General features: G+C 70.3%; 13 protein-coding genes. 12 read left to right on the forward strand and 1 reads right to left on the reverse strand.

Features of this window, described 5'->3' with window-relative positions:
- The first annotated feature begins 63 nt into the window (after positions 1 to 63).
- The 6 genes from ML01_RS04730 to ML01_RS04755 all read left to right on the forward strand — a co-directional run bounded on the left by ML01_RS04730 (position 64) and on the right by ML01_RS04755 (position 7,962).
- Entirely contained in the window at positions 64 to 1,083 is a 1,020-nt protein-coding gene (locus ML01_RS04730) for a MoxR family ATPase (RefSeq protein WP_058554249.1), read from the forward strand.
- 101 nt (positions 1,084 to 1,184) lie between these two features.
- On the forward strand, positions 1,185 to 2,180 hold the full coding sequence (locus ML01_RS04735) for a DUF58 domain-containing protein (RefSeq protein WP_058554250.1): 996 nt from the start codon (positions 1,185 to 1,187) through the stop codon (positions 2,178 to 2,180).
- Positions 2,177 to 2,692, forward strand: coding sequence for a DUF4381 domain-containing protein (locus tag ML01_RS04740; RefSeq protein WP_216819107.1), 516 nt, complete (start codon positions 2,177 to 2,179; stop codon positions 2,690 to 2,692). The genes ML01_RS04735 and ML01_RS04740 overlap by 4 nt, the downstream gene beginning before the upstream one ends.
- Positions 2,689 to 3,666: a VWA domain-containing protein gene (locus ML01_RS04745; protein ID WP_058554251.1), complete on the forward strand. Its 978-nt coding sequence runs from the start codon at positions 2,689 to 2,691 to the stop codon at positions 3,664 to 3,666. Before ML01_RS04740 ends, ML01_RS04745 begins: the two co-directional genes overlap by 4 nt.
- A 60-nt stretch (positions 3,667 to 3,726) precedes the next feature.
- Positions 3,727 to 5,829: a VWA domain-containing protein gene (locus ML01_RS04750; RefSeq protein WP_058554252.1), complete on the forward strand. Its 2,103-nt coding sequence runs from the start codon at positions 3,727 to 3,729 to the stop codon at positions 5,827 to 5,829.
- Between the two features lie 207 nt (positions 5,830 to 6,036).
- A complete protein-coding gene (locus tag ML01_RS04755; RefSeq protein WP_058554253.1) occupies positions 6,037 to 7,962 on the forward strand; it encodes a BatD family protein in 1,926 nt (641 codons plus the stop codon).
- A gap of 110 nt (positions 7,963 to 8,072) precedes the next feature.
- Here ML01_RS04755 and ML01_RS04760 read toward each other — a convergent pair whose 3' ends face one another.
- Entirely contained in the window at positions 8,073 to 9,230 is a 1,158-nt protein-coding gene (locus ML01_RS04760; protein WP_058554254.1) for a S1C family serine protease, read from the reverse strand.
- An 86-nt stretch (positions 9,231 to 9,316) separates the two neighbouring features.
- On the opposite strand from ML01_RS04760, the gene ML01_RS04765 reads away from it, so the two are divergent.
- From ML01_RS04765 to ML01_RS04790, 6 genes are all read left to right on the forward strand, one after another.
- Positions 9,317 to 10,066, forward strand: coding sequence for a Nif3-like dinuclear metal center hexameric protein (locus tag ML01_RS04765; protein ID WP_058554255.1), 750 nt, complete (start codon positions 9,317 to 9,319; stop codon positions 10,064 to 10,066).
- A 321-nt stretch (positions 10,067 to 10,387) separates the two neighbouring features.
- The gene (gene petA / locus ML01_RS04770; protein ID WP_058554256.1) at positions 10,388 to 11,008 is read left to right on the forward strand and encodes a ubiquinol-cytochrome c reductase iron-sulfur subunit; all 621 of its coding nucleotides are present in this window, start codon (positions 10,388 to 10,390) and stop codon (positions 11,006 to 11,008) included.
- A 92-nt stretch (positions 11,009 to 11,100) separates the two neighbouring features.
- Entirely contained in the window at positions 11,101 to 12,291 is a 1,191-nt protein-coding gene (locus ML01_RS04775) for a cytochrome b N-terminal domain-containing protein (RefSeq protein ID WP_058554324.1), read from the forward strand.
- Complete coding sequence (locus ML01_RS04780; protein ID WP_058554257.1) at positions 12,288 to 13,022, forward strand: cytochrome c1; 735 nt, start codon at positions 12,288 to 12,290, stop codon at positions 13,020 to 13,022. Before ML01_RS04775 ends, ML01_RS04780 begins: the two co-directional genes overlap by 4 nt.
- A 380-nt stretch (positions 13,023 to 13,402) precedes the next feature.
- A complete protein-coding gene (locus tag ML01_RS04785; protein WP_058554258.1) occupies positions 13,403 to 14,008 on the forward strand; it encodes a glutathione S-transferase N-terminal domain-containing protein in 606 nt (201 codons plus the stop codon).
- 72 nt (positions 14,009 to 14,080) lie between these two features.
- Positions 14,081 to 14,494: a ClpXP protease specificity-enhancing factor gene (locus ML01_RS04790; protein ID WP_058554325.1), complete on the forward strand. Its 414-nt coding sequence runs from the start codon at positions 14,081 to 14,083 to the stop codon at positions 14,492 to 14,494.
- The last annotated feature ends 2 nt before the right edge of the window (positions 14,495 to 14,496 follow it).

The following is a 14,496-nucleotide window of genomic DNA, read 5'->3' on the forward strand; positions in this document are numbered from 1 at the left end:
ATATCGGCTGCGGAGCGCGCCTGCGCGCGGCCGACGTACCCTTATGACCTCTGAGGAGCACCGATGACCGACCCCAGTCCGCTCAGCGACCGACCGCGCGGCAGCGCCGCCCGCAGCGAGAACCAGGCCGCCTTCGCGCGTCTGCGGGCCGATCTGCGCGGGCGCATCGTCGGCCAGGATGCACTGATCGAGCGGCTGTTGATCGCGCTGCTCGCCGACGGCCACCTGCTGGTGGAGGGCGCGCCGGGGCTCGCGAAGACCACCGCCGTCAAGGAGCTGGCCGCGCGCATCGAGGGCGACTTCCAGCGCGTGCAGTTCACGCCGGACCTGTTGCCGGGCGACCTCACCGGCACCGATATTTATCGCGCTGAGACCGGCACCTTCGAATTCCAGCGCGGGCCGCTGTTTCACAACCTGATCCTCGCCGACGAGGTGAACCGGGCGCCGGCCAAGGTGCAGTCCGCGCTGCTGGAGGCGATGGGCGAGCGCCAGATCACCGTGGGCGGGCGCACCTATGCGCTGCCGGCGCCGTTTCTGGTCATGGCGACGCAGAACCCCATCGAGCAGGAGGGCACCTATCCGCTGCCGGAGGCGCAGCTTGATCGGTTTCTGATGCACGTGAAGGTCGGCTACCCGGACCCGGCGACGGAGCGCAGCATCCTGGACATCGCCCGCGCCGAGGCGCGCGGGCGGCTGCGACACGCCGGCGATGAGGCGCCCGTCATCGGCCATGCGCAGGTGCACGCGGCGCGCGACGAGGTGATGGACCTGCACATGGCCGAGCAGTTGGAGGAGTACCTGATTCAGCTCGTGCTCGCGAGTCGCGACCCGGCGCCCTACGACGCCGGGCTCGCGCGGCTGGTGGACTACGGCGCGAGCCCGCGTGCGACCATCGCGCTCGACCGCTGCGCCCGTGCCCATGCCTGGCTGCGCGGGGCGGAGTTCGTGACGCCGGAGGACGTACACGCGGTGGCTTACGACGTGCTGCGCCACCGCGTGCTGTTGAGCTACGCCGCGGAGGCGGAAGGCATGGATACGGATGCGTTCACCGCGGCGTTGATTGAGCGAGTCCCTGCTTTGTGAGGGGCTAGGGGCTAGGGGCTAGGGGCTAGGAGGGCCCAGCACCCAGCGCCCAGCACCTAGCACCTAGCACCTAGCACCTAGCACCTGACCCCCTAGCACCTGTGAAAGACATCCGCGTCGATGCCGATGAGCTGATCGGGCTGCGGGCTCGGGCCGAGCGGCTGCGGCTGCCGCCGCGCAGCACCGCGCGTTCGGCGCTGGCCGGTGGGCATGGCTCGCGCTTTCGCGGGCGCGGCATGGACTATCGCGAGTCGCGCCACTACCAGCCCGGCGACGACATCCGCAACATGGACTGGCGCATCACGGCGCGCGCCGGCGATGCGCACGTGAAGGTGTTCGATGAGGAGCGCGAGCGGCCGGTGGTGCTGCTGCTCGACTTCGGCCCCAGCATGTTCTTTGCGAGCCGGGGCGTGTTTAAGTCCGTGCAGGCGGCCAGGCTCGCGGCGCTCATCGGCTGGTCCGCCATCGCCCGCGGTGATCGCATCGGCGCGCTGATCTTCAACGGCGGCCACACGGAGCTGTCGCCGCGCGGCGGGCGCCGCGGCCAGATGCGGCTGATTCGGGCGCTGGCCGAGGCCGGTGATCCGCGGCGGCTACTGCACCTGGTGGAGAACGATGCCGACGGCGTCGGCGGCCGGCCCCACGGCGGCTCGGGCGGCGGCCTTGGCGACGCGCTGGTGCGACTGCGCCGGGTCGCGCGTCCTGGCAGCCTGGTCATCCTGTTGTCCGACTTCTACCGCATGGACGCCGACAGCAGCCGGCACTTGACGCAGCTCGCGCGGCACAACGATGTGCTCGCGGTGCAGATTCTGGACGCGCTGGAGCTGGCGCCGCCGCCGCCCGGGCGTTACGGCGTCAGCGACGGCCGCCGCCGCGGCCTGTTCGATGCCGCCGACCGGCGCGAGCGTGCGCGCTGGCAGTCGCACTTCGATGCCCACCATGCCGCCGTGACGGCGCTGACCGAGGGCAACGGCGTGCCGCTGGTGCGCTGCATGACCGACGCCGACCCCGCCGCGACCTTGACGGAGCTGATGCGCGCGCAGCGCCGCAGCGCGAGCCGCCGGGCCGGGGCATCGCAGCCGGAGTCCGCCGCATGAGCACGCCCGCCATGACCTCCCCGCCGCCCGGCCACGCGGCCGTCGCGCCGGCACCGCCACCGTCGCAGGAGCTTAAGCTGCGCGACATCCACGTCCCGGGCGCGCCGCCGGCTTGGCCGCCGGCACCGGGCTGGTGGCTCGTGGTGCTGCTGCTCCTGGGTGCGCTGGGCTACGGGCTTTGGCGGCTGCGCAAGCGCTGGCTCGCCCGTCGCCGCCGGGAGCGGATCATCGCGCAGCTCGATGGGCTCGCGGGCGAGCGTTGCGGCCCGGCCCTGGTCGGCGCCGTGTCTGCGCTGCTCAAGCGCGCGGCGCTGAGCCGCTACGCCCGCACCGACGTGGCGCCGCTCACCGGCGCCGCCTGGCTCGCCTTTCTGGATCGCACCGGCGGCGCCGGCGGCTTTCGCAACGGTCCGGGGCAGGTGCTCGCCGATGGCGCCTATGCGCCGACGCGCGACTGCGACGCCGAGGCGCTGCTCGCACTGGCCCGACGCTGGCTGAGGCAGAACCTGTGAGCTTCGAATTTGCACATCTTTGGGCGCTGTTGCTGCTGCCGCTGCCGCTGCTGGCGCGGCACCTGCTGCCGCCTGCCGAGACTGGCGTCGGCGCGGCGCTCTGCGTGCCGTTTTTCGGCGCGCTCATGGATGCCGAGCGCCGGCGCGTGCCTGCGCCGCGCCTCGTCGCGGTCCTCGCCGTTGCCGCCTGGGGGCTGTTGGTGCTGGCCGCGGCGCGCCCGCAGATGGTCGGCGAGCCGGTGGCGCTGCCGCTGGAGGGCAGAGATCTGATGCTCGCCGTAGACATCTCGGGCTCCATGCGGGAGGAGGACATGGTCATCGGCGGGCGCATCGTGGACCGGCTCACCGCCGTGAAGGCGGTCGCCGGCGACTTCATCGAGCGCCGCCAGGGCGACCGCATCGGGCTCATCCTGTTCGGCCAGCAGGCCTATCTGCAGACGCCGTTGACCTTCGACCGCAACACCGCCCGCACGCTCTTGTTCGAGGCCGCCGTCGGGCTCGCCGGGCGCGAGACGGCCATCGGCGATGCCATCGGCCTTGCGATCAAGCGCCTGCGCGACGCCGAGACCGACGAGCGGGTGCTGATCCTGCTCACCGACGGCGCCAACACCGCCGGCAGCATCCGCCCGCAGAAGGCCGCCGAGCTCGCCGCCGGCGCCGGCGTGCGCATCCACACCATCGGCGTCGGCGGCGACCCGCAGAGCGCCTTCGGGCTCACGCTCGGGCGCAATCCACTGGACGAGGCGACGCTCAAGGCCATCGCCGACACCACGGGCGGGCGCTACTTTCGGGCGCACGATGTCGGCGAGCTGCAAGCGATCTACTCCATGCTCGACGAGCTGGAGCCGGTGGAGTCCGACCGCGCGACCTTTCGACCCGTCGACGAGCTGTTCGGCTGGCCGCTCGGCGCGGCGCTGCTCGTGAGCGCGCTGGCGGCAGCGGGCCGCGGCGGGCTGCTCGGGGAGCTCGGCTGATGACTTCGGCTGTGTTGCTTCACCCGCTGGCCGCCGCCCGCGCGCCGAGGAGGTCCGGTCATGCTCGCTGACTTCCATTTCCTGCAGCCGCTGTGGTTCCTGGCGCTGCTGCCGCTCGCCGGCCTGCTCGTGCTGCTGCTGCGCCACCGCGGCGCCGGCGGCGCCTGGCGCGGGGTCGTCGACGAGCGGCTTTTGGCCGCGCTGATGGTCGCCGGCGACGACGGGCAGCGCCGCTGGCCGCTGGTGCTGCTCGGCGTGGGCTGGCTCGTGGCGGTGGTCGCACTTGCGAACCCGACCTTCGAGCGCATGCCGGTGCCGGCCTTTCGCGACGCCGCCGCGCGGGTCGTTGCGCTGGACCTGTCCCAGTCCATGCTCGCCGATGACCTGGCGCCGACGCGCCTCGCCCGCGCGCAGCTCAAGGTCGAGGACATCCTGCGTCGCAGCGCCGACGGGCAGGTGGCGCTGGTGGCCTTCGCCGGCGACGCCTTCGCGGTTGCGCCGCTCACCGACGACGCCGACACCATCCGCGGCATGCTGCCCGCGCTGTCGCCGGAGATCATGCCGGCGCAGGGCAGCCGCGTCGACTTGGGGATTTTGCAAGCGCTGGGGCTGCTGCGCCAGGCCGGCGCCCGCGACGGCGAGGTCGTGCTGATCACGGACGGCGCCGGCGGCCCGCGCGCCCGCGCCGCGGCGGCGGAGCTGCGCCGGGCCGGGCATCGGCTCGCGGTCATCGGCGTCGGCACGCCGCAAGGGGCGGCAGTGCCCGGCGTGCGCACGTCCCGGGGGAGCGTCACGGTGCGGCTCGACGACGGCGACCTGCGCTCCCTGGCCAGCCACGGCGGCGGCGACTATGCGCGCATCAGCGCGGATGACGCCGACCTGCGCGCGGTGTTGCGCAGCGGCGGCCAGGGCCGCGTGCGCGAGGACGGCAAGCCGATGCAGACGGACATCTGGCGCGAGCTCGGCCCCTGGGTCGCGCTGGCGCTGGTGCCGTTCGCGGCGCTCGCCTTCCGCCGCGGCTGGGCGCTGCCGGCGCTGCTGCCCGGGTTGTTGCTGCTGCAGTTGGGCCTGCTCGCACCGGCGCCGGCCTATGCGGACGCGGCGAGTGCCGCCGACGGCGGCGCGGCGCCGACGCTCATCGAGCGTTGGCGCGACCTCTGGCAGCGGCGCGACCAGCAGGCCGCCGGCGCGCTGGCCCGCGGCGACTATGAGCGGGCGCTCGGGCTGGCGGACGACCCGGCCCGCGCCGGTGCCGCCAGCTATCGACTCGGCGACTTCGGCGCCGCGGCCCAGTCCTTTGCGAGCGGCGACGGCGCAGTCGATCACTACAACCGCGGCAACGCACTGGCGCAGTCCGGGCGGCTCGACGACGCCATCGCCGCCTACGATGCCGCGCTGGAGCGCGCGCCGGACCTGGACGACGCGCGCTTCAACCGCGAGCAGGTCGAGGCGCTGAAGCAAATGCAGGAGCAGCAGCCCGATCCCGACGACAGCAGCCAGGACGGCGATCGGCAGGACGGCGGCGAGCAGGACGGCCAATCCGGCGACAGCGCCGGCCAACAGGGCGGCGAGTCCGACGGCGAGCAGTCCGGCGGCGGCGCGGACGGCGAGAGTGCCGACAATGACAGCGGCGACGGCGAGGACTCGGCAGCACCGGAGCCGGCCGATGGCCAGGGTTCGGAGCCCGCGCCGCAGCAGGCCGGCGGCGCCGAGCCTGACCGCGCCGGCGCCGGCGGTGGCGACGAGGAACAAGAAGACGAGGAACAAGAAGACGAGGAACAAGAAGACGAGGAACAAGAACAGGCGTCTGCCGACACCGGCAGCGAGCAGGCAACCGGAGACGGCAGCGGCGCGGAGCAGGGTCGCGAATCGGCCGAGGAGCGCGCCGCGCGTCAAGACCGTGAGGACCAAGCCGCGCAGGACTACCGCGACGAGGCGGCGGCAGCCCAGCCCGGCGACGGTGACAGCGCTGCCGAGGACGGCGCTGGGTCCGCCGGCGGCGACAAACTCGCCGCACGCGAGGAGCAGGAGGCCCGCCGCGCGGCGGACCAGTGGCTGCGGCGCATCCCGGATGATCCGGCCGGGCTGCTCAGGCGCAAGTTCCTGTATCAATATCAGATGCGTGCCGGCGGCGGCGGCGGGCTGGCGGAGGATCCCTGGTGAGTGATTTGCTCGTTGGCGCATTGAACCAAGGGGCAAGGGCCAAGGGGCAAGGGCCAAGGGCCAAGGGCCAAGGGCCAAGGGCCAAGGGCCAAGGAGGACTCCCTCGGCCCTTGGCCCTCGCCCCTTCCCTCAGGTGTCGTCGTGAAACTTGACTCATCGGCACGCATTCTGTGCCCCCGCGCATCGAAGATTCCGCGAGCTGGAACCATGCACAAGCTGCTCTATCCGAAGTCCCCGGCCGTTCTGCTCGCGCTGGGCCTGCTGCTTTGGGCATCCGCGGCCAGCGCCGCCGTCACGGCCCGCTTCGACCGCACCGAGGTCTTCGACGGCGACACCGTGACGCTCTTGATCGAGGCGGACGGCGTCGGCGGCGCGGCGCCGGATCTGAGCGTGCTGAACAAGGACTTCGACGTGCTCGGCACCAGTTCCGGCAGCCGTATCCAAATCGTAAACGGCAGGCAGAGTGCGACCCGGAGCTGGCAGGTAACGCTGGCGCCGAAGCGTTTGGGCGTCGTCGTCGTGCCGCCGATCGCGGTGGGCAGCGAGCGCACGCCGGCGCTGGAGCTCAGCGTCGCGGAGCAGCCCGAGACGCCGTCCGGCGGCCCCGGTGACGAGCTGTTCCTGGAGGTCGAGGTCGGCATGGACGGCGACACCGTGCTGGTACAGCAGCAGGTGCCGCTTGCGGTGCGGCTCTACACGACGCTGCCGCTGCGCGGCGGCGAGCTCAGCGAGCCGCGCCCGGAAGGGGCCGTGCTGGAGCGCCTTGGGGAGGACGTGCGCTACGAGACCACCCGCAACGGCCGCCGCTATCAGGTCATTGAGCGCCGCTTCAGCCTGAGCCCGGAGCAGAGCGGCGAGCTGCGCATCCCGCCCGTCACCTTCACCGGCGAGCGCGAGACGAGCGGCGGCCGACCCTTTGCCGACGACCGCCTCGCGCAGTTGTTCCGCGACCCCGTGTTCGAGCGCTTCGGCCACCGGCTGTTCGAGCGGGGCGAGCCGGTGCGGGCGCGCTCACGCGCCGTCACGCTCGAGGTCGAGCCGCAGCCCCAGGGCTTCGGCGGCCCGCATTGGCTGCCGGCGCAAGAGCTCGCCATCGACGACTCGTGGGAACGGGCTCCGCCCGCGCTCGCGAACGGCGAGCCGGCGACCCGCACGCTCACCATCACGGCCACCGGGCTCGCGGGCTCGCAGATCCCCGAGATCGACGTGGCGGTGCCGGATGGCGTCAAGCGCTACCCGGGCGACGTGGAGGCCGAGACCCGCACCGACGGCAAGGCGCTGTTCGGCGTCAGCCGCCAGCGCATCACGCTGATGCCGACCCGCGGCGGCACGCTCGTCTTTCCGGAGATCCGGCTGCGCTGGTGGGACGTGGATGCGGGCGAGGAGCGCGTCGCGGTGGTGCCGGCCCGGCGCTTGGAGGCCGCGGGGCCGGTGGATGGGCCCTGGCAGGCGGGCGTGCCGGAGCAGGCGGCTGCGGGAGCTGCCGCGGATGCTGGCGCCGCGGTGGCGGACGAGCCGGTGAGCCGGGTCACCGGGCCGCGGCGACCGCTCGGCTGGCTGGTGTCGATGGCGCTGGCGGCCGGGGTCGTGGGGCTGCTCTGGCCCTGGCGGTTCCGGCTCCTGGCGCTGGCGCAATGGCTGGGGGCCTTGCTGCAGCGGGGCCGGGAACGGCTCGCCGCCGTGGCGGCTCGGCCCACCGCGGCCACTGCCGATGCCGCAGCGGCAAGCAGGGTCGGCGTACCTGCCGCGGCGGCGGCCTCGTACCGCGCCGCGCGGAGCGCCGGCCCCGAGCCGCTCGCGGCAGTGCGCGCGGCCTGCGCCGCAGATGATCCACGGGCCGCGGCGGCGGCGCTGCTGGCGCTCGCGCGCCGGCGCTGGCCCGGTACGGCGCCGGCGAGCCCGGGGGCTGTCGCGGTTCGCCTCGCTGCGGAAGGCAATGCCGCTGCGCAGCAGGCTGCGGCCGAGGTGCGGGCGCTGGAGGCGGCGCTGTACGGCCCGGAACCGGGGGCATGGCGCGGTGGCGCGCTGATGGAGGCCCTGTCGGCGCTGCTCGCGGCGGACGGTCGCGCCCCCCGGCCGCCGGGCGACGTCGGCGACGCACCGCTCGCGCCGCTGTATCCGGATAGGCGCTGATCCATCGCGGATCGCTGCCGTGGGCGCCGTCGCCTGCCAGCGAGCGGACCGATTCCGGTTCGCGCAGTGATCACGGTGCCGCGCCGTGCCGCGCGCCGAGGGGCGAAGCGTCAGCAGCCGTCGCCGTCGGGGCCGGTGCAGCCGGGCCGGGCGGCGACCGCCGCGGGGCTGGGGGCAGTGACGGACGGCGCCGGGCGCAGGCCGGTGGTGATGCGGGTGGTCAGGCGCTCGCTGCCGCGCATCAGCTCGATCGCCAGCTCGGTGCCGTCGCCCGCGGCGCTGATGCGCTTGCGCAGCGCGGGCGACGACGGCACCGCTTCATCGCCGATTTTGACGATGACATCGCCGGCGCGGAGGTCCGCGGTGGCGGCGGGGCTCTCCTCCAGCACGCGCGTGACGAGCACCCCCTCGCGCGTGCGCAGGCCGAAGCGCTGGGCGAGCGTCGCATCCAGCGTGCGCGCGCCGATGCCGATCCAGCCGCGGGTGACGTTGCCGTGGGCAGCGATCTCGCGAACGACCTCCATGGCGCGGTCCGATGGGATCGCGAAGGCGACGCCCTCGGAGCGGCCGCTGTCCGACATGATGGCCGTGTTGATGCCGACGAGTAAGCCGCGGGTGTCGATGAGTGCGCCGCCGGAATTGCCGGGGTTGACCGGGGCGTCGGTCTGGATGAAGTCTTCGATCTCCGTCAGCCCGAGATCATCGCGCCCGGTGGCGCTGACAATGCCCTGACTCACGGTCTGATCCAGCCCGAAGGGGTTGCCGATGGCGAGCACGACGTCGCCCGGGCGCAGCCGTTCGGGCTCACCGACGGCGATGGCCGGGCCCACGGGCTCCGTGATGCGCAGTACGGCGAGGTCCGTCGCGGCGTCGACGCCGAGCAGCTCGGCCGCCTGAATGCCGTGCCCCGGTGCCTCGACGCCGATGGCGTCCGCGCCGATGACGATGTGGCCGTTGGTCACCAAGAGGCCGTCGTCCGACACCACCACCGCCGAGCCGCGGCTCAGGCCCGGGGTCGCGCCCGGCTGCGGCAGGGGCGTCGCGGCGGGGCCGAGCCGCTGGCCGAACACGCGCACCACCGACGGCGCCGCGCGCGCCACGGCATCGGCGTAAGATGCGGGGGCCGCGAGGTGCTCGGCGACCGGCGGGGCGCCGCCGAGCCCGCCGGCGCCCAGCACCAGCGCGAAGGCGACACAGAGCGCGCCGGCGCCGAAGCCGAGCCCGAAGGCGGCACTTAACGCGGCGATTGTTTTGAGCCGATCGGTCATGCCGGGTAAGCTAGCATGCTGTTTCCGCCGGCGCATGTCGGCCGCCGGGTGTGTCGCACCGAGTTTCCAGGCGTTGCTGTTCGCTGATGACTGACATCCATGCCATTGCCCGCCACTGCGACGAGCTCTTGGTCGTGGACGCGGTGAGCGACTACTGCCCGAACGGTTTGCAGGCGCTGGGCCGCCGGCCGGTGACGCGGCTTGTGAGCGGCGTGACGGCGAGCATGGCGCTCATCGAGGCCGCCGCCCGGGACGGCGCGGATGCGATCCTGGTGCACCACGGCTGGTTCTGGAAGGGCGATGACCCGCGCCTCATCGGCATGCACGGGCGGCGTGTCGCGGCATTGCTGACGGCGGGGCTGTCGCTGTTGGCCTATCACCTGCCGCTCGACCGGCATCCCGAGCTGGGCAACAACCGCCAGCTCGCGCGCGTGCTCGGTCTCCATGACCCCGGCCCCGCCGATGCCGACGGGCTGCTTTGGTGCGCGGAGCTCACAGCGCCGCTGTCCGGCCCGGCGCTCGCGGCGCACGTGGCGGAGCGGCTTGGCCGCGCCCCATTGCATGTGCCCGTGATCGAGCGCGATGTCCGCCGCATCGCCTGGTGCACCGGCGCCGCGCAGCGCTTCATTGAGCGTGCGGCGGACCTGGGCGCGGACCTGTACCTGAGCGGGGAGGTGTCGGAGCAGACGGTGCATCAGGCGCGCGAGCTCGGCATCGACTACATTGCCGCCGGCCACCACGCGACGGAGCGCTACGGGGTGGCGGCGCTCGGTGACCATGTGGCGGAGCGCTTCGGGCTCGTGCACCGCTTCGTGGACATCGACAATCCGGCCTGACGAAACAACTGACGTGGATGGGCTTTTCTGCTCTAAATCAGTGGTTTTGCGCTTTGTCGTCGTGCGACGAGACACTTTTGCGTGCAATGGAGGTCTCTTGGGCGGGGCGCGCAACCGTGCCGGACCGGCGGCAGGAAAACCTCATCGTCGCGGGGCCATCCTTGACCGGGGCTGGATCGATCACGGAAAATGCCCGATCCGTCGTGAAGAGCTTTCCGATATTCTGATTTTTTTCAATTCTCAGCCCGAAATTGCCTTGGATTCGGCTGGCTTAGGCCACCGGATCGCGGCAGATCGGGCCCAGCGGGGGTCGACCTGACAATGAACGCACAAGGTGTGGAGACCATGGATTCGCCTCCGGCGGATCCGAAGCGCAGACGGGTGCTGATCGCCGCCACGAGCGCCCTCGGCGCCGTGGGCGTAGGCTTCGTCGCGGTACCCTTCATCTCCTCGATGAACCCGAGCGCGAAGGCGCGCGCCGCCGGTGCGCCGGTGATGGCGGACGTGAGCAAGCTGGAACCCGGCGCCTTGCTGCGCGTCAAATATCGCGGCCAGCCGATCTGGGTCGTGAATCGCACCGACGAGATGCTCGCGGCGCTCCCGACCATGGACCCGAAGCTGGTGGACCCGGCCAGCGAGGTGCCGCAGCAGCCCGAGTATTGCCAGAACCCGACCCGCTCGATCAATCAATCCAAGTATTTCGTCGCCATCGGCATCTGCACCCACCTGGGCTGCGCGCCGACGTATCGCCCGGAGTTTGCACCGGACGATCTAGGCAAGGACTGGAAGGGCGGCTGGTTCTGCCCCTGCCACGGCTCGAAGTTCGACCTCGCGGGGCGTGTCTTCAAGGGTGTGCCGGCACCGACAAACCTGGTGATCCCGAAACACAAATACGTCAACGAGAACACCATCCTCGTCGGTGAGGATGAAGGAGCCGCCTGATGAGCAGCACTGAAACCACTGTCGGGAGCGAGCCCGGCATATCGCCGGCGCCGGGGGGGCTCCTCGGCTGGCTGGACAAGCGCTTCCCGGTGATGTCGGTCTGGAACGACCACCTGGCCCAGTACTACGCGCCGAAGAACATGGGCTTCTGGTCCTTCTTCGGCTCCCTCGCCCTGGTCGTCCTGGTGCTGCAGATCGTCACCGGTCTGTGGCTCGCGATGTCCTACAAGCCGTCCGCCACCGAGGCCTTCGCGTCGGTGGAATACATCATGCGCGACGTCAACTGGGGTTGGCTGATCCGCTACATGCATTCCACCGGATCGTCGTTCTTCTTCATTCTTGTGTACCTGCACATGTTCCGCGGACTCATGTGGGGCTCCTACAAGAACCCGCGCGAGCTGTTGTGGATGATCGGCGTGATCATCTACCTGGCGATGATGGCCACCGCGTTCTTTGGCTACCTGCTGCCCTGGGGCCAGATGTCCTACTGGGGTGCGCAGGTCATCGTGAACCTGTTTGCGGCGGTACCGGGTATCGGTCCGGATCTGTCCACCTGGGTGCGCGGGGACTTCGTCATCTCCGATACGACGCTGAACCGCTTCTTCGCGTTCCACTTTTTGATCCCGTTCATCCTCGTGGCGCTCGTGTTCCTGCACATCGTCGCGCTGCACACCGTGGGCTCCACCAACCCCGACGGCATCGAGATCAAGAAGGGCCCGAAGGGGAACAAGTGGAGCAAGACGGCGCCGGCGGACGGCATCCCCTTCCATCCGTACTACACCGTGAAGGACATCGTCGGCCTGATCGTGTTTGCGGCCATCTTCTCGCTGGTGGTGTTCTACGCACCGGACTTGGGTGGCCTGTTCCTGGAGCCGCCGAACTTCCAGCCGGCCGATCCATTGAAGACGCCCGAGCATATCGCCCCGGTGTGGTACTTCACGCCCTACTACGCAATGCTGCGCGCGGTGCCGCCCATCGGTGGCTCCCAGTTCCCGGGCGTTGTGGTGATGTTCGGCGCGATCTTCATCTTGTTCTTCCTGCCCTGGCTGGACCGCAGCCCGGTGCGCTCCATGCGCTATAAGGGCGTCCTGTCCAAGGTGTTCCTGGCCGCCTTCGCCGTGTCCTTCGTGGTGCTGGCGTATCTCGGCCTGAAACCGTCTAGCGATCTGTACACGCTGCTCGCGCAGATCTTCACCGTCGTGTATTTCGCGTACTTCCTGCTGATGCCGATCTACACCAAGCTGGAAAAGACCAAGCCCGTGCCGGAAAGGGTGACCTCATGAGACAAGCACTGATCGCAGGCCTGCTGCTGCTGCTGCCGTTGACCGCCGGTGCCGCCGGTGGCCATGGCCCGGACCTGCAGGATGCCAACATCGACCTTAAGGACAAGGCATCCCTGCAACGCGGTGCCAAGTACTTCGCCAACTACTGCTTGGGCTGCCACTCCCTTCAGTACATGCGCTACAACCGCATGGCGGAGGATTTGGGTATTCCGGACGATGAGTTGCGCGCGAACCTCATCTTCGGCGACTCCAACCCGGGCGACCTGATGACCATCGCGCTACGGCCCGAGGACGGTGAGAAGTGGTTCGGTACCGCGATTCCGGACCTGACGCTGGTCACGCGCTGGCGCAGCCCGGACTGGGTGTACACCTATCTCAAGAGCTATTACGCCGACGAGTCGCGTCCCTACGGCGTCAACAACATGTTGTTCCCTAAGGTCGGTATGCCCGATGCGCTGGCTGGCCTCCAGGGTGTTCAGAAGGCCATCTACGCGCACGGACATAGCAGCGGCGATGAGCATGTCGTCGGCGTCGAGCTGGTGGAGCCCGGCGCGCTGACGGAGCAGGAATACGACACCATGGTCAGAGACATCACCAATTTCCTGACCTACGTCGGCGAGCCCATCCGGCTGGAGCGTCGGAGCCTCGGCTTATACGTGCTCCTGTTCCTGGGTCTCATGTTCATCGTCGCCTTCTACCTGAAGAAGGAGTTCTGGAAGGACGTCCACTGACCGTGCGCTGGAGCCTGCGCTGAGCCGTTTCCCGCGCTGAGCTCAGCCCCGCGTCGGACGACCGCCGGCGCGGGCCTTCCCGGGGCAGGGCAGCCCCCCTCTTCCTGCATGGGTACCGTGCCCGTGCGTCAGCAGTCATCCCGCCAGCCCCACACTGAGACCATTGGACCGCGAGCGGTTCTGCCCTGACAGCGGATTGGATCGGTCCGGGCAGACCGATTTGCGATACCCGAAAGGGTGTATCCTAGCGATTCGAGGCCGTCGGCGGCTCTAAGCCCGCCCGCGCCGTCGAGCCTTGTCTTGTTCTGATTCTGCCGCGGGACGCCGGCGCCCGCTTCGGCATTGATGTGACGCCGGTTGCCACCGAGAGTTGAGGTGTGATGACGCTCTTCTCAGATCCCAAGTGCCCTTACTGCCATCGGGTGCGCATGGTCCTTGCCGAGAAAAAGATCAACATCGACGTTGTCGACGTGGATGCGCAGGACCTGCCCGCCGAGGTGATCGGCGCGAATCCCTACGGGACCGTGCCGACACTGGTTGACCGGGATCTCGTGCTCTACGAATCGCCGATTATCTTGGAGTATCTCGACGAGCGCTTTCCGCACCCACCGCTGCTCCCGGTCGACCCAGTGGCGCGGGCCAGCGCGCGCCTTTTCATGTTTCGGGTAGACCGCGACTGGTATTCGCTGATGGGGCAGATCGTGCACGGCGACGCAGAGACCGCGGCCCGTGCGCGGGACGATCTGCGCCGAAGCTTGACCGAATCTGCCGCCATCTTCGGCGCACATGCATTCTTCATGAGTGACGAGTTTTCGCTCGTGGACTGCTACGTCGGGCCATTGTTGTGGCGGCTGCCGGTGCTGCGGGTGGACTTGCCCGCCGCGGCGGCGCCCGTGACCGAGTACGCCGCCCGCCTGTTCGAGTGGCCGTCCTTCCGGCGCAGCCTGTCTGAGGCCGAGCGGGAGATGGTCTCCGACCTCGCCTGACGACCGCGGGCTTACCCTTTCGCGCAGCCGAGCCTAGCCTTTTCGCCATCACCGTGCCCCTCGGTGACCGTCATGACCTCGAACCGACCCTACCTGATCCGCGCCATCTACGATTGGATCATCGATAACGGCATGACGCCGCACCTGATGGTGGATGCGGAGCATCCTTCGTCCATCGTGCCGTTGGAGTTCGCGGACGAGGGCCGCATCGTGCTCAACGTTGCGCCGCATGCGGTGCATGGCTTCCACATCGGCAATGACCTGATACGGTTCTCGGCCCGCTTCGGCGGCCAGCCGTTCGCCATCGAGCTTGCCCCGCAGGCCGTGTTGGGTCTGTTCGCGCGGGAGAACGGGCAGGGCATGCTCTTTCCGGAAGAAGATCTGCCCGCCGACAACGACAGCAGTGCCGGGGACCCGGGGCAGGGCGAAGACGATAACGACGCCCCGAAGAAGCCCTCTCGGCCGAACCTCAGGGTCATCAAGTAACG

It is taken from the genome of Thiohalocapsa sp. ML1 (genome assembly GCF_001469165.1).
GTDB lineage: Bacteria > Pseudomonadota > Gammaproteobacteria > Chromatiales > Chromatiaceae > Thiohalocapsa.